This is a genomic window from Halorubrum tibetense (assembly GCF_055396225.1).
The window spans coordinates 1,903,824-1,925,371 of record NZ_AP043742.1; the positions used below are offsets into that span (position 1 = coordinate 1,903,824).

18 protein-coding genes, 1 tRNA gene and 2 pseudogenes are annotated in these 21,548 nt (G+C 66.7%); 6 read left to right on the plus strand and 15 right to left on the minus strand.

The window, feature by feature from the left end:
* Positions 1 to 342: 342 nt before the first annotated feature.
* From ACZ5TV_RS09625 to ACZ5TV_RS09665, 9 genes are all read right to left on the minus strand, one after another.
* On the minus strand, positions 343 to 1,734 hold the full coding sequence (locus ACZ5TV_RS09625) for a signal recognition particle protein Srp54 (protein WP_379782122.1): 1,392 nt from the start codon (positions 1,732 to 1,734) through the stop codon (positions 343 to 345).
* A 118-nt stretch (positions 1,735 to 1,852) separates the two neighbouring features.
* Positions 1,853 to 3,172 (minus strand): ABC transporter ATP-binding protein, encoded by a 1,320-nt coding sequence (locus tag ACZ5TV_RS09630; protein ID WP_464383767.1) that lies wholly within the window; start codon positions 3,170 to 3,172, stop codon positions 1,853 to 1,855.
* Positions 3,165 to 4,295, minus strand: a complete 1,131-nt coding sequence (locus tag ACZ5TV_RS09635; protein WP_379781034.1) for an ABC transporter ATP-binding protein — start codon at positions 4,293 to 4,295, stop codon at positions 3,165 to 3,167. The genes ACZ5TV_RS09630 and ACZ5TV_RS09635 overlap by 8 nt, the downstream gene beginning before the upstream one ends.
* A complete protein-coding gene (locus ACZ5TV_RS09640) occupies positions 4,292 to 5,233 on the minus strand; it encodes an ABC transporter permease (RefSeq protein ID WP_379781032.1) in 942 nt (313 codons plus the stop codon). The genes ACZ5TV_RS09635 and ACZ5TV_RS09640 overlap by 4 nt, the downstream gene beginning before the upstream one ends.
* On the minus strand, positions 5,230 to 6,210 hold the full coding sequence (locus ACZ5TV_RS09645) for an ABC transporter permease (protein WP_379781030.1): 981 nt from the start codon (positions 6,208 to 6,210) through the stop codon (positions 5,230 to 5,232). Before ACZ5TV_RS09645 ends, ACZ5TV_RS09640 begins: the two co-directional genes overlap by 4 nt.
* A gap of 94 nt (positions 6,211 to 6,304) precedes the next feature.
* Positions 6,305 to 7,981, minus strand: coding sequence for an ABC transporter substrate-binding protein (locus ACZ5TV_RS09650; protein WP_379781028.1), 1,677 nt, complete (start codon positions 7,979 to 7,981; stop codon positions 6,305 to 6,307).
* Between the two features lie 312 nt (positions 7,982 to 8,293).
* Positions 8,294 to 9,355: a hypothetical protein gene (locus tag ACZ5TV_RS09655; protein WP_379781026.1), complete on the minus strand. Its 1,062-nt coding sequence runs from the start codon at positions 9,353 to 9,355 to the stop codon at positions 8,294 to 8,296.
* On the minus strand, positions 9,352 to 9,828 hold the full coding sequence (locus ACZ5TV_RS09660) for a FlaD/FlaE family flagellar protein (RefSeq protein WP_379781024.1): 477 nt from the start codon (positions 9,826 to 9,828) through the stop codon (positions 9,352 to 9,354). The genes ACZ5TV_RS09655 and ACZ5TV_RS09660 overlap by 4 nt, the downstream gene beginning before the upstream one ends.
* Positions 9,829 to 9,927: 99 nt before the next feature.
* The gene (locus ACZ5TV_RS09665; protein ID WP_464383768.1) at positions 9,928 to 10,434 is read right to left on the minus strand and encodes a DUF7575 domain-containing protein; all 507 of its coding nucleotides are present in this window, start codon (positions 10,432 to 10,434) and stop codon (positions 9,928 to 9,930) included.
* A gap of 94 nt (positions 10,435 to 10,528) precedes the next feature.
* On the opposite strand from ACZ5TV_RS09665, the gene ACZ5TV_RS09670 reads away from it, so the two are divergent.
* Positions 10,529 to 11,458 carry a pantoate kinase gene (locus tag ACZ5TV_RS09670; protein WP_464383769.1) on the plus strand — a complete coding sequence of 310 codons (930 nt, stop codon included), beginning with the start codon at positions 10,529 to 10,531 and terminating at the stop codon, positions 11,456 to 11,458.
* Positions 11,459 to 11,501: 43 nt separating this feature from the next.
* Here ACZ5TV_RS09670 and ACZ5TV_RS09675 read toward each other — a convergent pair.
* Both ACZ5TV_RS09675 and ACZ5TV_RS09680 read right to left on the minus strand, forming a co-directional pair.
* A tRNA-Gln gene (locus ACZ5TV_RS09675) sits at positions 11,502 to 11,574 on the minus strand.
* A gap of 69 nt (positions 11,575 to 11,643) precedes the next feature.
* Positions 11,644 to 12,234 (minus strand): winged helix-turn-helix transcriptional regulator, encoded by a 591-nt coding sequence (locus ACZ5TV_RS09680; protein WP_464383770.1) that lies wholly within the window; start codon positions 12,232 to 12,234, stop codon positions 11,644 to 11,646.
* A gap of 81 nt (positions 12,235 to 12,315) precedes the next feature.
* Here ACZ5TV_RS09680 and ACZ5TV_RS09685 point away from each other — a divergent pair, with 81 nt between their 5' ends.
* Entirely contained in the window at positions 12,316 to 12,510 is a 195-nt protein-coding gene (locus ACZ5TV_RS09685) for a heavy-metal-associated domain-containing protein (RefSeq protein WP_379782419.1), read from the plus strand.
* A gap of 37 nt (positions 12,511 to 12,547) precedes the next feature.
* Here the strand turns inward: ACZ5TV_RS09685 and ACZ5TV_RS09690 are convergent, their stop codons facing one another.
* The 4 genes from ACZ5TV_RS09690 to ACZ5TV_RS09705 all read right to left on the minus strand — a co-directional run bounded on the left by ACZ5TV_RS09690 (position 12,548) and on the right by ACZ5TV_RS09705 (position 17,928).
* Positions 12,548 to 13,921 carry a DUF5305 domain-containing protein gene (locus ACZ5TV_RS09690; protein WP_379782421.1) on the minus strand — a complete coding sequence of 458 codons (1,374 nt, stop codon included), beginning with the start codon at positions 13,919 to 13,921 and terminating at the stop codon, positions 12,548 to 12,550.
* A gap of 4 nt (positions 13,922 to 13,925) precedes the next feature.
* Positions 13,926 to 15,089 carry a S26 family signal peptidase gene (locus ACZ5TV_RS09695; protein WP_379782423.1) on the minus strand — a complete coding sequence of 388 codons (1,164 nt, stop codon included), beginning with the start codon at positions 15,087 to 15,089 and terminating at the stop codon, positions 13,926 to 13,928.
* A gap of 165 nt (positions 15,090 to 15,254) precedes the next feature.
* Positions 15,255 to 16,223, minus strand: a complete 969-nt coding sequence (locus ACZ5TV_RS09700) for a hypothetical protein (RefSeq protein ID WP_379782425.1) — start codon at positions 16,221 to 16,223, stop codon at positions 15,255 to 15,257.
* 76 nt (positions 16,224 to 16,299) lie between these two features.
* Positions 16,300 to 17,928 (minus strand): DUF1102 domain-containing protein, encoded by a 1,629-nt coding sequence (locus tag ACZ5TV_RS09705; RefSeq protein WP_464383771.1) that lies wholly within the window; start codon positions 17,926 to 17,928, stop codon positions 16,300 to 16,302.
* Positions 17,929 to 18,348: 420 nt separating this feature from the next.
* Here ACZ5TV_RS09705 and ACZ5TV_RS09710 point away from each other — a divergent pair.
* The 4 genes and pseudogenes from ACZ5TV_RS09710 to ACZ5TV_RS09725 all read left to right on the plus strand — a co-directional run.
* A pseudogene (locus tag ACZ5TV_RS09710) lies at positions 18,349 to 18,756 on the plus strand (DUF7344 domain-containing protein); the annotation flags it as partial.
* A 100-nt stretch (positions 18,757 to 18,856) separates the two neighbouring features.
* Positions 18,857 to 20,131 carry an IS4 family transposase gene (locus ACZ5TV_RS09715; protein WP_379783741.1) on the plus strand — a complete coding sequence of 425 codons (1,275 nt, stop codon included), beginning with the start codon at positions 18,857 to 18,859 and terminating at the stop codon, positions 20,129 to 20,131.
* An 8-nt stretch (positions 20,132 to 20,139) separates the two neighbouring features.
* Positions 20,140 to 20,337 (plus strand): annotated as a pseudogene (locus tag ACZ5TV_RS09720) (DUF7344 domain-containing protein); the annotation flags it as partial.
* A gap of 240 nt (positions 20,338 to 20,577) precedes the next feature.
* The gene (locus tag ACZ5TV_RS09725) at positions 20,578 to 21,480 is read left to right on the plus strand and encodes a hypothetical protein (protein ID WP_379780928.1); all 903 of its coding nucleotides are present in this window, start codon (positions 20,578 to 20,580) and stop codon (positions 21,478 to 21,480) included.
* The last annotated feature ends 68 nt before the right edge of the window (positions 21,481 to 21,548 follow it).

The following is a 21,548-nucleotide window of genomic DNA, read 5'->3' on the forward strand; positions in this document are numbered from 1 at the left end:
ACGAGCAACGCGAGTGACGAGGAGCGCAGCGAGCGTACGCCGTCCCCACGGCTGGGGCTTTGGACGCGTTCACACTCGATCTATAGTCAACGAGGTATAAACGAGCGACTGGGGCTTCGGGCGTGTTCACCGCGCCAGCAACACCACTCGTTCATTTATAAACAGGCGACCACTCACAGTACGAGACTCACTCCCGAAACGGATCGTTGTCGTATCCGTATCGGCCGCAATCGGGTGAGATATCTCTCTTTCTACGGATCTCAACAGAGCCGACACGTCGAGGATGTCGGGCCTCAACCGGTCTTGCTGTCGTCGCTCGGAACGGCTCCTTGCCGTCGTCACTCAGAACGGGCCCTTGCCGCCGCCCATCATGTCGCCGAGGCCGCCGCTCCCGCCGCCCATCTTCTTCATCATCCGCTGCATGTCACCCTCGCCCATCCCCTGGAACTGGTCGATGGTCCGCTCCATCATCGCGTGCTGTTCGAGGAGCTGCCGGACCGTCTCCTCGTCGGTGCCGGAGCCGCGGGCGATCCGCTCGGTTCGCTCCTGGCCGACGACGCGCGGGTTCTCCAGCTCCTCGTCGGTCATCGAGTCCATGATGCGCTCGAACGAACGCATCCGGTCCTGAGTGACGTCCATCGCGTCGTCGGGCAGCTGGTCCATCATCCCGCCGCCCATCCCCGGGATCATGTCCATCACCTGATCGAGCGGGCCCATGCGGTTCATCGCGTTCATCTGCTTTTGCATGTCCTTCAGGGTGAAGTTCCCCTCCAGCAGCTGCTCGGGATCCCAGTCCTCGTCCTCCTCCTGGGTCTCCTGCATCGCGCGCTCGACCCGCTCGGAGAGCTGCTTGAGGTCGCCCATCCCGAGCAGTCGCGAGATGAACCCCGAGGGTTCGAACCGCTCGATGTCCTGGACCGTCTCCCCGGTGCCGAGGAAGGCGATGGAGGAGCCGGTCTCGTTGACCGCCGTGAGTGCCCCGCCACCCTTCGCGGTCCCGTCGAGCTTGGTGATGACGACGCCCTCGATCCCGATCGACGACTCGAACTGCTTGGCCTGCTCTTTCGCCCCCTGGCCGATCGCGGCGTCGAGCACGAGCAGCGAGCGGTCCGGGTCGACCACGCCCTCTATCTCCTCGATCTCGGCGATCAGGTCGTCCTCGAGCGCGTGGCGACCGGCCGTGTCCACGATGTGGACGTCGGCGTCGGCGGTCGCCTCCAGCCCCTCGCGGGCGATCTCCACGGGGTCGTCGCCGTCCGGGTCGCCGTAGAAGTCGACCTCCGCGCGCTCACACATCTGTTTGGCCTGGTCGTACGCCCCGGGCCGGAAGGTGTCAGTCTGGATCACGGCGGGGCGGAGCCCCTTCTTCGAGAACCACCACGCCATCTTGGCGGCGGAGGTGGTCTTCCCCGACCCCTGGAGGCCGGCCAGCAGGATCGTCTGGTTCTCCAGCGGGAGCTCCGTGGAGTCGCCGACGAGCGCGACCATCTCCTCGTAAACGATCTTGAGGACGTGGTCGCGGGCGGTGGTACCGCCCGGCGGCTCCTCCTCCAACGCGCGGCTCTCGATCGACGAGGAGAGCTCCATCACGAGGGAGACGTCGACGTCGGCGGAGAGCAGCGACCGCTGGATCTCCTTGACGATCTCCTCGACGTCGTCCTCGTCGAGTCTCGTCTTTCCTTGGAGCTTGTCGAGGCTGCTCCGCAGGGACGTTCCGAGGTCGTCGAGTACCATTTGACGAGACTAGACGCGCCACGCGGTAAAGGCTTTGTTCGTCGGGGGCGCGAGCGCATCGGTGCGACCATCGTCCGGTGGTCGCAAACGGATCGAGGTGACTAGCACTCGACGGCCGTCACTCGACCGCGTACGACTCGCCCTCGTCGTAGCGCACGCACTTCGCCTCCTGTGTCGGCGTCACCTGGTGTACCTCGATCGGGTCGGACTCACACGGCGTGGCGAACTCGCGCCGAAGCGCGTCGCGGGCCGCCGTCGCGTCCCCGGCCAACAGGTCGGAGAGGGCGGCGTCGAGGACGTCGTCGGCCGCGGCGTCCCCGAGTCGCTCCGGGACGCCGTACGCCTCGCGGATCGCCGCTGGGGTCGGGTCGCTCCCCGAACCGCCGTCCTCCCGGGTCGCCGCGGTCGGGTCGAGCTCGTCCGCGAGCAGGTCACGGCGGAGGTCGACGACCGCCCGCCAGTCGTCCTGGTCGAACGTGTACCCCTCCGGCTGAACGATCCGGGGACAGCGCGGATGGAACCGACACCCCGCAGGCATGTCGACCGGGTCCGGTACCTCGCCGACGAGCTCGATCCGCTCGCGGTCCTCGTCGGGGTTGATCCGCGGCACCGACGAGACCAGCGCCTGCGTGTACGGGTGTTTCGGGTCGTCGATGATCTCCTCGGCGGGGCCGACCTCCACCAGCTGCCCGAGGTACATGATCCCGATCCGGTCACACATGTGTTTCAGTAGCGAGAGGTCGTGGCTGATGTACACGGCCGTCAGCCCGAGGTCGGTCTGGAGCTGCTTGAACAGGTCGAGGATGCTCGCGCGGATCGAAACGTCGAGCATGCTCGCCGGTTCGTCGGCGAGCAGGAACGAGGGTTCGAGTGCCAGCGCGCGGGCGATCCCGACCCGCTGGCGCTCGCCGCCCGACAGCTCGCTCGGGTACTCCGATGCGTACGCCCCGGCCGGCCGGAGCCCCGCCTGTTCGATTGTCTCGTACACCCGGGCGTCACGCTCCTCGGCGCTCCCGATGTCGTGGACGTCGAGCGGTTCCTTCACCCACTCGTACACCGTGAAACGCGGGTTCAAGGACTGGTACGGGTCTTGGTGGATGATCTGTGCCTCCCGGCGGAACCGATTGAGCTCGGCCCCGCCGGCGTTCGTGATCTCCGTCCCGTCGAAGTACACCTCGCCGCCCGTCGGTTCGATCAGGCGGATCGCCGACTTTCCGAGCGTCGTTTTCCCACAGCCGGACTCCCCCGCGAGCCCGAACGCCTCGCCCTCCCGTATTCCGAGGGAGACGCCGTCGACCGCCCGCACCGCCCGGTCGCTCTCGCCGCGGAGGATCCGCGAGACGATCCCCGTGTTCACCGGGAAGTGTTTCTCGAGGTTCCGAACCTCGAGCTTGTACGTCCGGTCGGGGTCGACGACGCGCTCGGTCGCCTCAGACATCGTCGGGACCTCCGGGGTCGACGGCGTCGGACCTCCCGGCCGTAGCGCCGGCGTCATCGCCCGAATCCTCGGTGGTCCCGCCGTCCGAAACGGCGGTGCCACCGTCGGCGTCCGCGTCCTGCCAGGTCGCCTTCCGGCCGGCGGCCTCCTGGAGGTAGTCGATCTCGTCCGCCCGGTGGCACTCGACGAGATGGCCGGGTTCGTACTCCCGCGGCTCGGGCGTCACGTCCCAGCAGTCCTCCTCCGCGAACGGGCATCGCGGCGCGAACCGGCACCCCTCGTCCGGGTCGACGAGATCCGGTGGCGTCCCCGGAATGGAGATCAGCTCCTGGTCGTCGTCGCTGATGTCCGGAAACGCGTTCCGGAGGCCGAGCGTGTACGGGTGTCGCGGGTTCGTGATGACCGTTCTGGTGTCGGCGATCTCGACCACTCGCCCGCCGTACACCACGGCGATCCGGTCACACGTCTCGGAGACGACGGACATGTCGTGGGTGATCATGATCATCGCGCTGTCGATCTCCGCCTGTTTCTCCGTGATCGTCTCCAGGATCCGGTCTTGGATCACGACGTCGAGCGCGGTGGTCGGCTCGTCGGCCAACACGAGGCTCGGCCCGAGCGCCAGCGCCAGCGCGATCATCGCCCGCTGGGCCATCCCGCCGGAGAACTGGTGCGGGTAGTCGTCGATCCGGTCGGGTTCGATCCCGAGCTCGTCGAACAGGTCGCGGGCGCGCGACCGCGCTTCGGCTTTCGACACGCCGTCCTCGTGGTGACGGATCACCTGGACGATCTGGTCGCCGACGGTGTACACCGGGTCGAACCCGTTCATCGCGTTCTGCGGGATCATCGAGATCTCCTGCCACCGGATCCGTCGGCGGAGCTCCTTGTCGGTGAGTTCGGTTATCTCGGTTCCGTCGAACTCGATCGATCCGCCGCGGATCTCCGCGTTGTCCGGGAACAGCCGGATGATCGACTTCGCGAGCGTGGTCTTTCCGCTGCCGGACTCGCCGACGAGTCCGACAGTCTCGCCGCGGTCGACCGACAGGGACACGCCGTCGGTGGCGCGAACCCAGCCGTCGTCGGCCCGGTAGTACGTCCGTAGGTCAGTGATTTCGAGTAGGCTCATTCTTGATGCCTCAGTTCGGGGTTGATGACTTTCTCCAACGTGCGGCCGATGAAGAACACCGACATCACGAACAGCGTGATGGCGATCCCGGGCGGGAACACCCACCACCACGCCTGTCGGATCGCGTCGGCGGTGTACACGGTGAAGATCATCTCTCCCCACGACAGCATGTTCGGGTCGCCGAAGCCGAGGAACGAGAGGCTCGCCTCGGCGATAACCGCGTATCCGACCGCGAACGCGGCGTACAGGAACGCCAGCGGCAACACGTTGGGGAGGATGTGTTTGTACATGATCCGCAGGTCGCTCGCGCCGATCGCCTCGGCGCTCTCGACGTACGGCCGCTGTTTGTGGCTCAACACCTGCGACCGGATCACCCGGGCGGTCGACCGCCAGAGGATCAACACGATCGCGCCGATGATGTTGACGATGCTGCTGCCGACGATCGCCACGAGGACGATCGCGAACGGCAGGAACGGGACCGCGTAGACGATGTCCGTGATCCGCATCAGCACGTCGTCGACCCAGCCGCCGTAGTAGGCGCTCACCAGCCCGACGTTGGTGCCGATGAACACGGCCATGAACGCGGCGAGCGTCCCGACGAGCAGAGTCACGCGCGTCCCCGCTATCAGCTGGGAGAGTACGTCGCGGCCGAGCTGTGTCGTTCCGAGGGGATGTGCGAGCGACGGCGACTCCAACCGCCCGCCGATCGCTCGCTCGCTGGGGTCGTACGGCGCGAGCCCCGGGATCGTGACGTTCAGGAACTCGATCGAGATCGGTCGGGCGAAAACCCCGACGAACACGAAGACGGCGAGGAGCACGAGGCCGATCTGTCCCAGGCGGTCCCCTTTGAACACCGCCAGTCCGGCTCTGAGCTGTTCGACGCGCTTCGCGGTTCCGGTGACTGCGCCGTCCGTCGATCGGTCTGTTTCGGTGCTCATTCGTACTCCACCCGCGGATCGAGGTACACGTACGCCAAGTCGGCGACGAAGTTCATCAGGATCACCACCGATCCCATGAGGAAGAACGCCGCCATGGCGACCGGGTAGTCGTTGTTGTTCACCGCTCGAACCATCTCACGGCCCATCCCGGGCCAGTTGAACACGGTCTCGATGACGACGGAGCCGCCCATCGCCGCCCCGGTCGCGATCGCCATGACCGTGACGAGCGGTAACACCGAGTTGCGGGCGGCGTGTTTGTACAGGACGGTCCACTCCGGCAGCCCCTCGGCCTTCTTGATCTCCACGAAGTCAGCCTTGAGGACGTCGAGCATCGTGCTCCGCATCAACAGCGTCGGCGTCGCGAGGTAGACGATCGCGCCGGTGAGCGCCGGCAGGAACAGGTGCCGAAGGAAGTCCACGGAGCCGTACCGCTGGAGGAACCCGCCGCCCAGCACCCCGCCGGTGGTCCGCATCCCGCTGGACGGGAACCAACCGAGCCAGAAGACGAACACCGAGAGCAACACGATCCCGACCCAGAACTCCGGCGAGGAGCGAGCGACGAGGGTGACGATGATCCCGCCGCGCTCGAACCGTGACCCGCGCCACCAGCCCATCAGCGCACCGAACGTGACGCCGATGAGGTACGCGAAGAACAGCGCGGTCCCCATCAGGACGATGGTGTTCATGAACCTGACGACGATGATGTCGATCACCGGTTCGCGGTAGATGAACGACTGCCCGAAGTCGCCGGTGAGCAGCTGCTCCACGTAGTTGACGTACTGTACGTACAGCGGTTGGTCCAGCCCGAGCTCGGCTATCCGCTGTTCGCGCTGCTCCGCCGTCATCCCGTCCAGGAGGAACATGGATGTCGGGTCCCCCGGGACGAGCCGAAAGAGGACGAAAAGCAGCGTGAAGAACGCCCAGAACGTAACGACGAGCTGGGCGACCCGGCGAACGACGAACTCACGGAGCGCCACGCGTCACTCACCCCCTCTTGGCGCACGGGCGGCTTGTCTCGATCGGGGTGCCGATTGAGCGGTCACGGTGAAATAGGGTTCATAATTCGGATCGTTACTGGTCGGCTCCGTAATGGAGCAGGCCGTCGTCGTCCCAGCCGAAGCCGGCGTCGGCGAGCTCCTGTCGGGCGGCGTCGAGGTCGAGCCGGAACTGTTCGACGTCCGGGTTGTGCCAGAACTCGTTGTGGACCGAGATGGTCGAGTCGGTGACCGTCCCCATCCCGTCACGGATGAATTCGACGTACTCCTCCTTCGGGACCGAATACGAGAGCGCTCGGCGGATACCGCGCATGTCGAGCGGCTCGCGGCGGAGGTTGTATGCGATCTTCGCGTAACCGATCGCCTCGAACGGCGTGGCACTGAGGTCGGGGTCGTCCTCGATCCGGGTGAGTGTGGCCGGCTGCGGAACCGCACCGATGAAGTCGATCTGTCCGGACTCGAGGTCGCCGACCAGCTGGGAGACGTCCGCACCCGGAATACGGATGAACCGCTCCGTGTTCGGCGGGTTGAAGTGGTCGGCGAACGCCCTGAGCTGGAGCTCCGACTGACGCTCCCAGTCCTCGAACTGGAACGGCCCGCTCCCGGTCCAGTTCGGGTCGCGGAAGTCGGCCAGCTCCTCCGGTTCGACGTCGCCCCAGACGTGTTCCGGGAACAGGTACACCTGTCCGAGCACGTTCGCCGTGAACGGCGCGAACGGTTCGCCCAGATGGAACGTTATCTCGTTTCCGGACGTGTCGACCTCCTCGATGATCTCGACGAGACCGCTGTACGTCGGCGAATCGGCGTACAGATCGTACGTGAACTCGACGTCGTCGATGGTGACCGGTTCCCCGTCGTGGAACGTCATGTCGTCGCGGATCTCGACGGTGTACGTCCGGCCGTCGTCCTCGACGACCGGGTTGTCGGCGGCCGCCCACGGTCGCGGGAGCCCGTCCGGCCCGATGCGGAACAGCTGGTCGTACAACAGCCGGACGAACTGTCTGTCCGGCGTGGCGAGGTCCTGCATCGGGTTGAGCGAGATGATCTCGGAGGGGTACCCCATCGTCACCGTATCGCTGCCTATCGGCGTGACCGAGATCATGTTCCAGAAGGAGTTGAGCCCCTCGCCGAGCGTCGCGTCGACGTTCTCGACACGGGCGCTCGCGTACGGGTGCATCCCCCCTTCGTTGGCGATGTACGTCCGCGGCTGGTCCCGCGAGAGGATCGCCTGTGCCTCGTACACCGTCTGCTGTCGCTCGTTCTCGTCGGGCTGTGTCACCTGGAGTTCGGCGAGCTCGTCGTACTCGGGGTTCGAGTACCCGGGCGTGTTGCGGCCGCCCTGTCCCGTGTTGTCCGAGTGGTGCATGTCGTAGATGAACGTGTGCGGGTCGATCCGCTCCGGGGTTCCGCCCCAGCCGAGCAGCGAGGCGTCGAAGTCCTGCTGGACGACGGCTTTGTCCACGTGCGCGCCGAACTCGAGGACCTCGAGGTCGACCTCGAACCCGATCTCCTCCCAGTTCTCCGCGGTGATCACCCCGAGCTCGTTCCGGAACGAGTTCGCGCCGGCCGTCGGAATGACGAAGTTGATCTCGCGCACTTGCTCGCCGAGCTCGTCGGCACCGTCGGGGGCGGACCCTTGCCCGTTCTCGTCCGTGTCGTCGGCACAGCCCGCGATCGAGACCGCTAGTCCGGCCGCGCCGGTCGCGCCGGCAGCCCTGATGAAGTTACGTCGACTCTGGTTACCAGATGGCATACACCGGCCGGAGGGCACACGGTGATATATAGTTTTGTGACCATTCATTCACATAACGTACTGATAACATCTTTTATATACAATTGCATTCGACGAGTTTGAATATATATATTTGGTCAAACGACGAATCAGGGTCCGTATTTCTGCAGATAGTTCAGTTCCGGAGGTCTGGAGCTCCCGAGACGGTCGTTGGCCGACCCCTCGATGCGCAAAGCGGGTCATTCCCGATCACACGGTTCCGATCCGACGGTAGAGCGTGTCGGCTCTCTACGACAGGTCGGCTCCGAAAAGCGAGTGCGCCGAAGGCGCCGTTCAGACCAGTCGTTCCGCGATGCGCGCGGCACCCTCCGCGGCGGCCGTCGCGGGATCGTCGGGCGAGACGACCTCGATATCGCGGTCGAGCTCGGCGGCGAGCCGCGTCTCGAACTCCTCGACGAGGCCGGGGATACACGCCATCCCGCCGGTGACGGCGATCGGACGGCCCAGCGCCAGCTGGTAGGGTTTCATGTGGTCGTTCGCGAGCGCCGGGAGGAACTCGTTGGCGACGACGTCGACCGCGTCGTCGATGTAGCGGTCGACCGGGTCGCGGACCCCGCGATCGACGGTGAACTCGTGGCTCCCGCCGCCGGGCTGTTGGACCACGTCGGTGAACGGTTCGAACTCGTACACGTCGGCGTGTTCCTCCTTGTACTCCCGGGCGGTCGTCCGATCGATGTGGACGCGGCCCTGGCTCTCCTCCTCGACGGCGGCGACGATCCAGCGGTCGACCTCGTTGCCCGTCACCGAGCCGGTCGAGAACGGCGAGAGCTGCTCGCCGCGGCGGTACGCACACGCCTCCAGCGTCGTCGACCCCATGTTGACAGAGACGAACACGTCGTCGATCGCGTCGAGGCCGTCGCCGTAGGCGGGGATCGCCCCACACAGCGATTCGGGGAAGCTTCGCGCCGCCGCCTCACCGATCGAGGAGCCCTCGATCACGGATGTGAGGTTCTCGACGCCGGCCTCGTTGTCGATCGTCGGCACCGCGTAGACGACCGCGCTGTCCGCGGGGACGTCGTGGGCTTCGACGATCGCCTCGAAGAAGCGCTCGGCGTCGGCGACGCTGTCGTCGTCCTCGGGGAGCCCCGATCGGAGCATGAACCGGACCGTGTCCGGGTACTCGATCGCGGCGTCGTGGCCGAACAGGACCTTCTCCTCGCCCGTGATGGCGTCGTCGTACGTCGCCAGGCAGGTGAGCGTGGAGTGTCGTTCGCGCTCCCCGCGCTCGTCGGGGAGGTCGAGTACCGTCCGGGTGCTGCCGAGTTTCACCCCGACCGGTGTCGGGGCGTCGGTTCCGTCGTAGTCAGTGGATTCCGTGGATTCTGCGTCGCTCATTGTTCACTCGCACACGAAGCGATCCGGACGATGGAGACGAGGCTGATCCGATGGTCCGCCGGGGTGAACGCCCGGTCGTGTCGTGGCGCGTCGAACCCGTGTAACCGGCGTTCCAACGCGTCGGCGACACCGGGGGCGATCCACCCGATCTCGGCGTAGTACGAGAGCGCGTCTCGGCTCCGAAGATGGCCGCCGACATCGACGAGGTAGCCGATCCAGTCGGCTATCTCGTGTTCCGCTGCCGGCCCGCCGGGAACCGTCCGTAGGTACGGTCGGTCCCCGCGACTCGCGTTCCGAAGGCCGCGCTGACGCCCGAGGAGTTCGGTGAACGCGGCCGAGCGCGCCGCCTGCTCGGCTCGGCTCCCGTTCGGTGGACGAAGCGGCCGCTCCCGAGCCGCATCGTCGGCGCTCGCCCGCGTTCCCGCAAGCCAGCGCAACTCCCGTACGTCGTATCGTCGTGGATTCAGACTCATGTTCCGTCCGTCGTTCGCGTCCGTACCCGAACGGTTTCTGTCGGAGTATATGAACGTTCGCGCGCAGTTATCAGGTGTGAGAAACTACGTCGCCACGCGTCACTCCTCGTCGGCCCACGGCAACGGTTCGGTACACCAGTGACAGAACTCGATCTCGGCGTCGGTCTCCCGGCCGCAGTGTGGACACTCGACTCGTGCGGGTTCGTCGCCCTCGCCGCCGCCGACGATCGCTTCGATCGGGGCGCTCTCGTCGTGTTCGCCGTCCTCCTCGGCGACACGGCGGCGGATCGCCGCCGCGGTCGCGTCCGCGCGCTCCGCCTCCGCGACGGTGGCCTTCCCGACGAGGAGCGCGTCGATCGCCGAGAGGGTGACGAGCAGCGCGACGGGGAGGAACACGTCGGTCGGGACCGCCGCCGCGACCTCCGCGATCGACGCCGTGGGATCGAGCGGGCCGACGTCGTACAGGGTGTACAGCGCTATTCCCCCGCCGATGATCGCACCGTGCCAGACGAGCGCCCGCCCGAACCGGCGCAGGAACAGGTGGCCGAGTCCGGGGAAACACACCGCGAGGAAGGCGGCCAGCGGCGGGATCAGACGGCGTCGCATACCGTCCGTTTTCACCGACCGCTACTTACCGCCTACGGTGTCGTCGCCGACTCGGATAACAACCGTTAATCGGCGGGCCGGTCTCCCCGGAACCATGACACGCGAGCGGGCGACCGCGTTCGTCCCGGGTCACGTCACCGCCTTCTTCAGCGCCCATCCGGCGGACTCCCCGGCCGCCGCGGGCTCTCGGGGCGCGGGCCTCACCCTCACCGACGGGGTCGAGACGACGGTCGAGCTCGGCGGTGACACCGGGGACACCCCCGACTCCCCGTCGCTTTCCCTGAACGGCGCTCCCGCCGCGATCGGCGCGGTCGAAGACGTGCTCACCGCCCTCGATCTCGCCGACACCGCCCCCGCCGCCGACACCGCCCCCGCCGCCGACACCGCCCCCGCGGCCGACGCCGCGTCCGTCGCCGTCGAGACCGACCTCCCGATCGGCGCGGGGTTCGGCGTCTCCGGTGCGGCCGCGTTGGGGGCGGCTCTCGCCGCCAACGCCGCCGCCGACGCCGGGCGCTCCGAGAACGAGCTCGTCCGGCTCGCACACGAGGCGGAGGTCGAGCGCGGCACCGGCCTCGGCGACGTGGTTGCACAGGCTCGTGGCGGGGTTCCGATCCGGCTCGAACCCGGCGCGCCCGGCCACGGCGAGCTCGACGGGATCCCTGCACAGGCCCGCGTCGAGTACGTCACGTTCGGCGAACGCTCCACGGAGGCGGTTCTCGCCGGGGACACGACCGCACTCTCGACGGTCGGCGAGCGGGCGCTCGATCGGCTCCGCGCCGACCCGCGGCTCCCGACACTGATGGACGCCGCGCGCGAGTTCGCGGCGTCGGCGGACCTGCTCGTTCCCGAGGTTTCCGAGGCGATCGAGGCGGTCGACGCCGCGACCGACGACGACGCGTCAGGGGCGGCGATGGCGATGCTCGGCCGAACCGCGTTCGCGCTCGGCACCGGCCTCTCCGACGCCGGCTACGACCCCGCGGTCTGTCACACGCACCCGGCGGGCGCACGGCTCGTGGACCACTAGGGAGGCTCCGCAACTCGCGGCTCGCGGATCGCTCGCCGCAGGATAGTCCCGGGCGGATTCGAACCGCCGTCAATGGCTCCAAAGGCCATTATGATTGGCCACTACACCACGGGACTGCGAATGCGGATAACCGGGCCGGACTCAAGTAGGTTACTTTCCGCGACGCTCCGCCGTCCGCCGACGACTCACGCCCCCTCCGCCAGCCGATCGTAGCGGTCGCGGAACGCCCCCCGGCACGACCCACAACAGAAGTGATACAGCGTCCCGTCGACCCGCTCCGACTCCCCCTCCGCGGTGACGGTGTTCCCGCACTCGACACAGTCGACGGCGAGGTCGGCGTCACCGAGCCCCGGCGACCACTCCCGCCGATCGATCAGCCGGACGGTGAGGTCTCGGACCGCGTCGAGCCCCACGGTTCGGTCGACGAACCCGCGAGCGTCGTCGCCAGGGAGGCGGACGAGCACGGTCACGTCGCCGTCGGCGGTCAGGGTGGCGTGTTCGACGCGGTCGTGGCCCGCCATCGCCTCGTACGCGCTCTCGGCGTCGGCGGGCGCGACATCCAGCGTGACGAGCGCTTCCACCCCGGTTGAGAGCCCGTCCGCGTCGACACGCAGCGTGAACCCCTCGATGACGCCCGCCTCGCGAAGCCGGTCGACGCGGTCCGACACCGCCGGCGCGGAGAGGTCGACCCGTTCGGCGATGTCGCTAAACGGCCGTCTGGCGTCCGCCAACAGGAGCCGCAGGATCTCCCGGTCCGTCTCGTCGAGCGTGCGCATGGTCGGACCTCGTCGCGCCGCGACAAAAAGCGTCCTGCCGGAGGGGAAACCGAGTTATCCGTGGCGACCGATATCCGATCTATGACGACCATCGAGATCGAGGGAATGGCGTGTGGCGGCTGTGAGGAGAACGTCGTGGAAGCGCTCTCGGCGGTGCCGGGCGTGGAGACGGCGACCGCCGACCACGAGGCGGGAACCGCGACGGTCGAAGGGGACGCCGACCACGACGCGCTCGCGGCCGCCGTCGAGGAGGCCGGCTACGAACCGGTCGCCTGATCCTCGCCAGCCACCGGCCGTCCGCGGTCTCCGTTTATCAACCGTTCGTCTCGGGACTGTCCGTGCTGTCGTCGCCGTCCGTGTCGCGCTCGGCCGTCTCGGTAGGACCCATCGCGAACGGATCCGGGCCTCCATCGCCGTTCGCCTCCTCGTCGGACCGCTCGCCGTCATCGCCCTCGTCGTCGGCCCCTACGTTCTTATCGGCGACTGACGTGCCGATGTCCGCCGTGTCGACCGTCGACCCTTCTCCGTCGTCGAGCGGGTCGGCGTCGACGCCGACCCCGTCCTCGGCGGCGTCCGCGTCGGGACCGGCGGGGTCCTCCTCGGTGGATCGATGGACCGGCGGGTCGGGTCGTCGATACGTGTAGACGAACTCGCCGGTCACGGCGTGGAACGCGCCGGTGTCGGGGTCCTCCACGACGCCGGTGTCGTTGTCGATGGCGAAGTCGACGAGGTCCCGGAGGCTGTCGGCGTACGCGACAGGTCGGTCGTGGGCCGCCGGCGGGAGTCGGATCCGCGTGATCCACTCGTCGAACTCCGAGCGGTCGTCGCGGTACGAGAGGTACGCTCGCTCGGCGTCGCTCACCGCCAGGCGTCCCTCGTACCGGGCGTACGAGAGCCCCGCGCCGGCGACGACGCCGATCACGAGCAGGAGTGGCGCGCCGATCGATCGTAGCGGGCCGTACGTCCGTTCGACGGTCTCGGTCACTTCCTGGGGGGTCGTGTCCGACTGGGGACCCGGATCGCTGACCGTGTACGTGTCGCCGCCGTGATCGATCCCGAACTCCATCGACCGCGTGTAGGTGGCCGCCTCGCCGTTGAGCGTCCCCTCAAGCTCGACCGTGGTGACGACCTCCGTCTCCGTCTGTCCGGGTGAGGCACCCAGCTCCTCCTCGATATCGGACGCCTGTTGGTCGATCGCGGCGCTGTCTAGCGTGAACTCGGCCCCGACCGTCTCGCCGGGTTCGACGTCCTCGACGGTCGTCTCCGCGAGCGTCTCGCGCTCCTCCCAGTACTCGACGCCGTCGCCGACGTTCCGGATCACGAGCTCGGATTCCACGTCGATCCGGACGTTTTCCGACTGCTCGGCGGTGTAGGATGCCTCCGCCGCGACGTCGAGTTGGGGTGCGATCCGGCTGAAGTACGTCTCGCGGTTCTCGAGCGTCGAACCCACCTCGAAGACCGGGTTCTCCGCCGTCACCTCGGCGGCGTGGACGTATTCGCTGTCGACGGTCCACGACGAGACGGTCCTGGTCTCCTCCTCAGTGCCGGGGTCGACGTAGGTGCCGTACACGAGGAAGCCGCCCGCCGCGGCGAGGACGAGACAGCCGACGAGAAGTAGCGTGAACTGTGCGTCTAGGACTGCTCGGAGGCGGATCCGTGTTTCGTCGGGGTCTGACTGTGTGCTCATGTGGTCACCTGTAGAGTTCGCGTAGCAGTCGTCGATAGAAGGGGGTCTTCCGGCGGGACGTGCGGCTCCGTATTCGCGCCGGCTCGCCGCGCAACAACAGCAGTCCCGCGAGGATGATCCCGCCGCCGAGGAGGCCGTTGATCGCCACCAGCGGCGTCCACGGGTGAACCTCGTAGAGCTCGTCGATGACTGTCGGAGGTAACACCGCGAGGTATCGGTGTTCCTCGACGAACAGGCGGTAGTAGCCCGTCTCGTCGGGCGCGGTGAGCGTCACCGTGGTCGACGCCTCGTCGCGCCCGCCGAGGGCGACGCGTTCCGGGTTGACGTCGACCCCGGGGCTGGCGGGCGTGACGTACGCCTGAACCGGGACGAGTCCGGCGTTCGGGACGACGTACTCCAGCTCCTCGCTGGCTCCACGCTCGATCACGGTCGGGTTGTCGGACTCGAAGTCCGCGCTGACGACGCCGTACTCTTGGGTTCCGGCGGGGACAACCATCGCGGCGGTCGCCGTGGCCATCAATACGAGCGCGAGGACGCCGAGGACGAACACCACCGACGTGCCGTCGTCACGCGACCGGTCGCGGTCGGGCCGGTCCCGGGTTCCACTCGTGAGGTACCAGTCGGCCGCGTACGCGACGATCGAGAGGCCGAACAGGATGTACGCGAGCCCCTGTGTCCCCTGGAACGAGCGGGTTCCGAACGTCACCGCCAGCCAGGTCTGGACGCTCTCCAAGGTCGACTGGAACGCCATCGCCACGGTTCCGAGGTGGGGTATCACGACGACCGACCCGCCGACCGTGAACGCCTTGGCGACGATGTCCGCGTCCTGGACGATCGGCTCGCCGCCGTCCTGGTCGGTGAACGGGTTGGCGTCCCCCTGCGTAACGTACCCCCGCTCGGTTTCCTCGACGACGCGGTGGGTCGTCAGGCCGCCGCCCTCGATCTCTTGGGCGTCGAACGTCACGACGTCACCGGTGCCGATGCCGCCCGCCAGCGGTGCCGGGATCGCGATGAACCCGTCGCCGGGGTCGAGCGTGGGTACCATGCTCCCGGTTTCGACGAAGCTCAGGAGGACGGGCTGTCCGAGGTACTGCCCGACGACGAGCGAGACGACGATCACGACGACCGCCGCCTGGGCGAACACCGAGAGGGCGCGTCGAGGAGACATGTGTCAACCAGTAATCAATCGCTCTCTGCAGGAGAGTCATCACGACGCGTAATAAGCTCGCGGATCACGGCACCGGTGTGGAGTCGGTGTCGCGCGGCGGGCGGGACCGTTGTGAGCAGACCGGGCTGCTGTGGGCGGACGGGACGGCGCGTCGCCACGAGACGGCTACGCCGCATCGCGCGATCCGGCGACGTCACGTGACTCCGCCTCCGGATCGTCGAACGCCCCGAAAGCGACGAGGACGTACGGGCCGATAAAGGCGAGCGCGTACCCGAGCAGATGGACGTACAGGTTGAGGACGCGGCCGTCTCCGGTCGGGTCCGCCGGGAACCCGGCGACCGGATACGCGACCGCGAGGACGACACCCACCACGAACAGGTCGCCGTACCCGGGCGTGCCGATGAGCCGACGCGGCACCCCCGCGAGCGACCGGAGACCGCCGGGTGCCACCGACGTGATCGTCCAGAGCAGCCACCCTCCTCCGACCAGGGCGACGGCGGGGCCAGCGGTCCCCGCGACGTCTAAGCCGGTCGGGATCGCCAGGGCGCCCATCCACCCGACCGATACGAGGAACACCGGCGGGAGGAGGCGTACCGGGACGGAGTCGGACAGCGACGCGACGACGGTCGAGTCCGGGTCGGCCCGGCTCGTCGGGAGGTGCTCGCGGGCGAAGGCGGCGAGCAGCAGCGGCAGTAGTCCGGCGAAGGCCATGTTGACGCCGGAGAAGCCGAACCCGACCGCGTTTCGCGGAACCGCGAGGTTGAGCGCGGAGAGCGCGACCGGGAGGACGAGACAGAACGTCGCGAAGGCGGTGAAGAAGAGCCGACGCTGTCGGCCGGCCGTCGCCAACAGGTAGCCGATCCCTGCGAGCAGCACGTAGGCGACGAGGTTCCCGGCGAGGTGTTCGACTCGGAGATGAACGTAATGTGCGGTGAACGCCGTGAGAAGCGTCGGCTCCGTGTAGGCGAACGCGAGCGAGCGACGGGTCGCCTCCGGGAGGGTAAACACCGCGAGGAGGAGGACGGGCACCGCGGCTAACGGCACCAGATCGGACGCTCGTGCGTGTGCGAACAGGGCCGATCGGAGCGAGGCCCGCTCCCGACCAGTACCCGTTCGGGTCGAGACGGTCGTCACGGACGAGACTCGGCGATGCCGGGGTAAATCCCTACGGCCCAAAGTACCATATCCGATAACCTGACGGGGCTAAGCGTCACGACCCGCCGATCCGCCGGACGACTGGAACCGCCACGGTCACGACGACGAGCAGGAGCACGAGTCCGGCGACCCCCGAGAGGCCCAGCCCCCCGGGCTCGTCGGTCGGCGTCGACGTGTCCGCGGACCCCGCTGTGTCCCCGTTAGCGCCGCCTCCCTCGCCCGCGTTACCCGCGTCCTCGGGCGTCTCGGTCACATCGGCCTCGCTCCCGGTACCGGCCCCGTCGCCCGCGTCCGGGCTCCCGACGGTGAGCGTTCCGGCGGCGAGGGCGTCATCGCCCGCGCCGAGGCCCTCGACCGTGAGCTCGTAGACGCCGGGGTCGGCCATAGTGACCGGGAACGACACCGTCGTCGACGCGTCCGGGTCGAGCCTGACCGCTCGGGTCGCGATCGCCTCGCCGTCGGCCGCGAGCGTTAGGCTCCGTTCGCCGGCCGCCCCGCCGCGGTTCTCGACGTCGACGTCGACGACGGTCTCCTCGCCGGCGTCGACCGATCCGTCGGGAAGCGACGCTCCCGTTGCGTGGATCCGCGGTACGTGTGCCGCCACCGCGAACACCGAGAGCCCCTCGCTCGTAGCGGAGAAGTGGTCACGGTCGGCCGGCGATCCACGCAGCTCGACGACGCGCTCGTCGACGCCGTCGGCGTCGAGCTCCGCCCACTCGCCGTCGGCGGCGAGCCGATAGAGCGTGACGTCACCCAGCGCGGTCGCCGTATCGTCGAGGTACGCCGGCTCCGCGCTGAACAGGAGCCTGAGCCCCTCAACGTCGTTCGCGTCGAGATCATACGCTAACGCGAGGTAGGCCAGAGGTCGGGGATCGTCGTCGGCCTCGAGCGGTCCCGCGTCCGCGAAGGCGTCCGGGCTCCCGGCGGCCTCGAGCTCGTAGCTCCGTGTGGACGCGCCGAGGAGATCGAGCCGGTCGAGACTGACTGCTGCGCCGGCGAGCTCCATCTCCCCAGCATCGAACCGGACGGTGTCACCGTCGTCGACGTTCTCCGCGACGAACACCCGTTCCGACGGACTCGGGGCGGTAACGGTCGTGACCGGTCCGGTCGAGCCCGTCTCGTCGCGTTCCCCGCCGAAGTCCGATGGCTCCGTGGCAGGGTCGGCGACGCGCGCGTGGATCCCGAACGCCGATTCCGAGAGCGTCCCGGGAACCGCGTCCTCGTCGGTGGTGTCGACGACGACCCCGACGGAGGCCGTGGCGTTCGGGCCGAGCGTCACGTTATGCTCCTCGCTCTCGATCGACCGATATCCCTCGTCGGAGTCGTCGCTGACGACGAAGGAGAGCCCGTCCACGTCGTGTTCGATCCAGACGTGAGCCAGCTCGTCGGCCGTGTACGTCACCGTGAACACGTCTCCGAAGGCGGTTCGGGAGTTCACGTTGACTCCCTCGAACTCGCCGTCGAGGTTCGGGTTCGTCGGCGAGACATCGATGACGAGCTCGTCGTCGCCGTCGAGGTACGCGTACTCCCCGTTCGGCCCGTCGGCCGGCTGGATCGCCACCCGGTCGTCGGCCAACGTGTCGGCCGGGCCGTCGATCACGGTCGCGCCGGTCGCCAGCGCGAGGGAGGCCGCGAGACCGATCAGACAGAGGAGAAGCGCGGTCCGTGTGCGTGATCGGGACATCGATACGGTTCTTAACGCTATCTATCAGGCGTACCGCCATAGTTATGCACCGCATGAAACCGAGACGAACAGCCACCGTGTGACGAATACGCACGCACGATGTCGTCGAAGCGCTCGTCGGGCGGTAACCCTCGAACGTCGACGTTCGGAGCGGTGAAACCCGACTTCAGGGTCATCCTGAACCGGCGATCGCCCCCCGAGGACGCCCGACGACTCGTGTCCGATCGGGTATGTTTCACTATTTGAGTACTGGTACGAACACCGAATATAAGAATAAACACTGTGCAAATTGTATTTGTAGTGGCTTTAGGGCCGTTGTAGCCCACATTAGCGCGGTCAAGGTTGCGGTTCCGAAACGTGTCAAGCGACCCAAACCGTCCGAGGGTTTTATGTTGAGTGGCTCATATATGTCAGACAGAAATGGCGTCGGCACAGCAGATCGATAGGGGGCCCTCCGCCGCCGGACCGGAGATCTCTGAAGACGAACTGTTCGACGTGCTCGCGAACCAGCGGCGGCGGTTCGCGGTGCATCTGTTGAAACGCGAGGAGGAGTCGATGGAGATCGGGCGGATGGCCGAGCAGATCGCGGCGTGGGAGAACGATGTCGACATGGCGGAGATCACGGGCAACGAGCGAAAGCGCGTGTACACCGCACTTCAGCAGTCGCACCTGCCGAAGATGGACCGCGCGGGGGTCGTCGAGTTCAACAAGAATCGCGGGATGGTCGCGCCGACGACGGCGTTGGAGGACGTGGACCTGTACCTCGACGTCGTCGAAGGGAAGGAGATCCCGTGGAGCGAGTACTATCTGGGGCATCCGTCTTTAGCTAAGCGAAGAACCGCGTGACAGCAGCGGCTTATCGAGGCTACTTTTCGGAAGGAATGAGGAGGTGTCGAGTGTGTACAACGAGACCTCCTCATCGAGAATCTTGCGTCGTCTCACTACACTGTTTCCCTCTGAGTTCCTTGAAGAGCACGCCGAGGAACTCGGCGTGGTCGAACGGGAGGGGAAGCTTCAGATTCCCGTCCTCGTGTGGGCGCTCGTGTTCGGCTTCGCCGCAGGCGAGAGCCGAACACTCGCTGGGTTCAGACGTAGCTACAACTCCACAGCCGATGAGACGATCTCTCCTGGTGGCTTCTATCACCGGTTGACGCCGTCACTTGCAGAGTATCTCCGCGACCTCGTCGAGCGTGGTCTCGACGAGGTCGCTGTTCCCGACGCTGTTGACGCTGATATCGACCGATTCAGGGACGTGATGATCGCTGATGGAACGGTGTTGCGGTTACACGAGTTCCTTTCCGACGAGTTCCAAGCTCGCCACGAGGAGCAGGCTGGAGCGAAGCTCCACCTGCTCCACAATGCCACCGATCAGACGATTGAACGGATTGACGTGACCGATGAAAAAGCGCACGACAGCACGTTGTTCAAGACGGGATCGTGGCTGCATGGACGGCTAGTTTTGTTCGACCTAGCGTACTTCAAGTACCGCCGCTTTGCGCTGATCGACGAGAACGACGGCTACTTTGTGAGCCGGTTGAAGCAGAACGCGAATCCGGTGATAACAGAGGAGTTACGGGAATGGCGCGGGCGCGCCATTCCCTTAGAAGGGGAGAAGATCCACGACGTGGTCGGTGATCTCTCGCGGGAGTACATTGACGTAGAGGTCGAAGCGGAGTTCAAGCGGGGTGAGTACGAGGGAACACGGTCGCTAGACACGAAGCGGTTCCGCGTCGTCGGCGTCCGAGACGAGGACGCCGACGACTACCATCTGTACATCACAAATCTACCGAGAGAAGAGTTTCTCCCGGCAGATCTAGGGACGCTGTATCGGTGTCGATGGGAGGTAGAAACGCTGTTCCGTGAGTTGAAGACGCAATACGAACTAGATGAGTTCGACACGAGCAACCCTGTTGTGGTGGAGATTTTGCTGTATGCGGCGTTGCTGTCGCTGCTAGTGAGCCGTGAGTTGTTGGATCTGGTCACCGAGCAGGCTGACGACGAGATTGTGTTTCCACCGGAACGCTGGGCGGCGACCTTCCGGTCGCACGCCCAGCTTGTTCTCCACGAACTCGGTGAGTACCTCGGCTACTCACCACCACCGTTGCTGGAGCGGCTCATCGAGGACGCTCAGAAGATCCATCAACAACGACCGATCTTACAAGAGACACTTGCTACCGCTACACAACCGAGGTGTGAGTCTTAGCTAAAGACGAATGCTATCTGGGGTTATCGGGGGTTGCAACCGCGCTCGTCGCCGCGGTGTGGATGGGCGCGTGGCCGTTCGTGCTCCTGCCCGAGCTCGCGTGGACGCTCGCTATCGTCGTCGCGTTCGCGTTCTCCGCGCTGGCGCACAAGTACTACACGACGGAGATGGAAGTCGGCAAACCCGACGAGCCACCGGAGCTGTAGTGGTCGTCCCCCGTTTCGGTACCACCTCGTCGAGTCGCATCGCGGGTCCGTACCGATACAGCGACTCGGCGACGGCGGTCCGACCCAGGGGCCTACTGTCGCCGAAAACCGGACACCGGACGCCGGTTCAATGAGTCGTATACCCGAGTTCAGGCACTCCATACGGGTCTTCAGACACCGCGTAACCATACGGATGGAACACGTTAGATCGACTAACCGAACCTCGGTCCCCACGCAGTCATGAAACGACGACACCTCATCCTGACACTCGGCGGCGCCAGTGCCGGCGCGATGACGATCGGCTCGGGCGCGTTCAGCAGCGCCCAGGCCGAACGCGGGGTGAGCGTGAGCGTCGTTGACGACGATCACGCCTTGGTGGGGTACGACAGCCCGAGCGACGAGGCGGACGGAAAGGCGGTGACTGACGGCGAGCGGGTCGACTTGGTCACCGTCGAGAACCGGTTCGCCGACGGTGCGGAGCTCTCGATCGAGGACGTCACGCTCGAGGTCATCCCCGACGACGGCGAGTACCCGAAGGTAACCGAGGTCACGTACGACGACGGGACGTTCGGATCGGGCGACAGTGAAACGATCGAGGGCACGATCGAGTGTGCCGGAAGCGGCGAGCGCGCGACGGTCGAGCTCACCGTTCGCGTCGCGGGCGAGGGCGTCAGCGCGGAGCTGTTCGGCGACACGGAGACGCGCCGTTTCGAGATCGTCTGTTACGACGTTACCACGTACAGTGCTTCAGGCGGCGTCGGCGTCGAAGGCGTCGAGTTCAAGGGGAACGGTAACGCCGAGATATCCTCTCCGGACGAGGGCGAGGTCGACGTACAGATCTACTATGTCGACGGCGGCGGGGTCGCCGTGACCGACGACAAGAACGTCTCGGTAGGGGAGAACCTCCGTGGGCAGACGTCCCTCGGCGGGAAGACGATCGCCGGCGTTCATGTCAAGGGGATCGACGGCGTGTTCGTTCACCCGCAGTTCGACGCCGATGACTGTGGTGTCACACCGGGCGGTGGGGGCGGAGAGAACAACGGAAACGGAAACGACAACGGAAATGGGGTCTCCGGTAGCACGGTGACGGAGACACGCGGCTCCGAAGACGCATTCGGCGGCTGTCTCCCCGACGACTACTGAGTTCGGGTCGTCTCTCCGCCGCGTCCCCGCCACGCTCCGCCGCGTCCGTGACACACAACGCGTATTAT

Excerpts from the sequence above, each read along its gene's own strand:
- ACZ5TV_RS09705 (WP_464383771.1), bottom strand. The coding sequence starts at position 17,928 with ATGTCCCGATCACGCACACGGACCGCGCTTCTCCTCTGTCTGATCGGT.
- ACZ5TV_RS09635 (WP_379781034.1), bottom strand. The coding sequence starts at position 4,295 with ATGAGCCTACTCGAAATCACTGACCTACGGACGTACTACCGGGCCGAC.
- ACZ5TV_RS09670 (WP_464383769.1), top strand. The coding sequence starts at position 10,529 with ATGACACGCGAGCGGGCGACCGCGTTCGTCCCGGGTCACGTCACCGCC.
- ACZ5TV_RS09660 (WP_379781024.1), bottom strand. The coding sequence starts at position 9,828 with ATGAGTCTGAATCCACGACGATACGACGTACGGGAGTTGCGCTGGCTT.
- ACZ5TV_RS09665 (WP_464383768.1), bottom strand. The coding sequence starts at position 10,434 with ATGCGACGCCGTCTGATCCCGCCGCTGGCCGCCTTCCTCGCGGTGTGT.
- ACZ5TV_RS09695 (WP_379782423.1), bottom strand. The coding sequence starts at position 15,089 with ATGTCTCCTCGACGCGCCCTCTCGGTGTTCGCCCAGGCGGCGGTCGTC.
- ACZ5TV_RS09690 (WP_379782421.1), bottom strand. The coding sequence starts at position 13,921 with ATGAGCACACAGTCAGACCCCGACGAAACACGGATCCGCCTCCGAGCA.
- ACZ5TV_RS09680 (WP_464383770.1), bottom strand. The coding sequence starts at position 12,234 with ATGCGCACGCTCGACGAGACGGACCGGGAGATCCTGCGGCTCCTGTTG.
- ACZ5TV_RS09625 (WP_379782122.1), bottom strand. The coding sequence starts at position 1,734 with ATGGTACTCGACGACCTCGGAACGTCCCTGCGGAGCAGCCTCGACAAG.
- ACZ5TV_RS09725 (WP_379780928.1), top strand. The coding sequence starts at position 20,578 with ATGAAACGACGACACCTCATCCTGACACTCGGCGGCGCCAGTGCCGGC.
- ACZ5TV_RS09650 (WP_379781028.1), bottom strand. The coding sequence starts at position 7,981 with ATGCCATCTGGTAACCAGAGTCGACGTAACTTCATCAGGGCTGCCGGC.
- ACZ5TV_RS09640 (WP_379781032.1), bottom strand. The coding sequence starts at position 5,233 with ATGAGCACCGAAACAGACCGATCGACGGACGGCGCAGTCACCGGAACC.
- ACZ5TV_RS09630 (WP_464383767.1), bottom strand. The coding sequence starts at position 3,172 with ATGTCTGAGGCGACCGAGCGCGTCGTCGACCCCGACCGGACGTACAAG.
- ACZ5TV_RS09685 (WP_379782419.1), top strand. The coding sequence starts at position 12,316 with ATGACGACCATCGAGATCGAGGGAATGGCGTGTGGCGGCTGTGAGGAG.
- ACZ5TV_RS09655 (WP_379781026.1), bottom strand. The coding sequence starts at position 9,355 with ATGAGCGACGCAGAATCCACGGAATCCACTGACTACGACGGAACCGAC.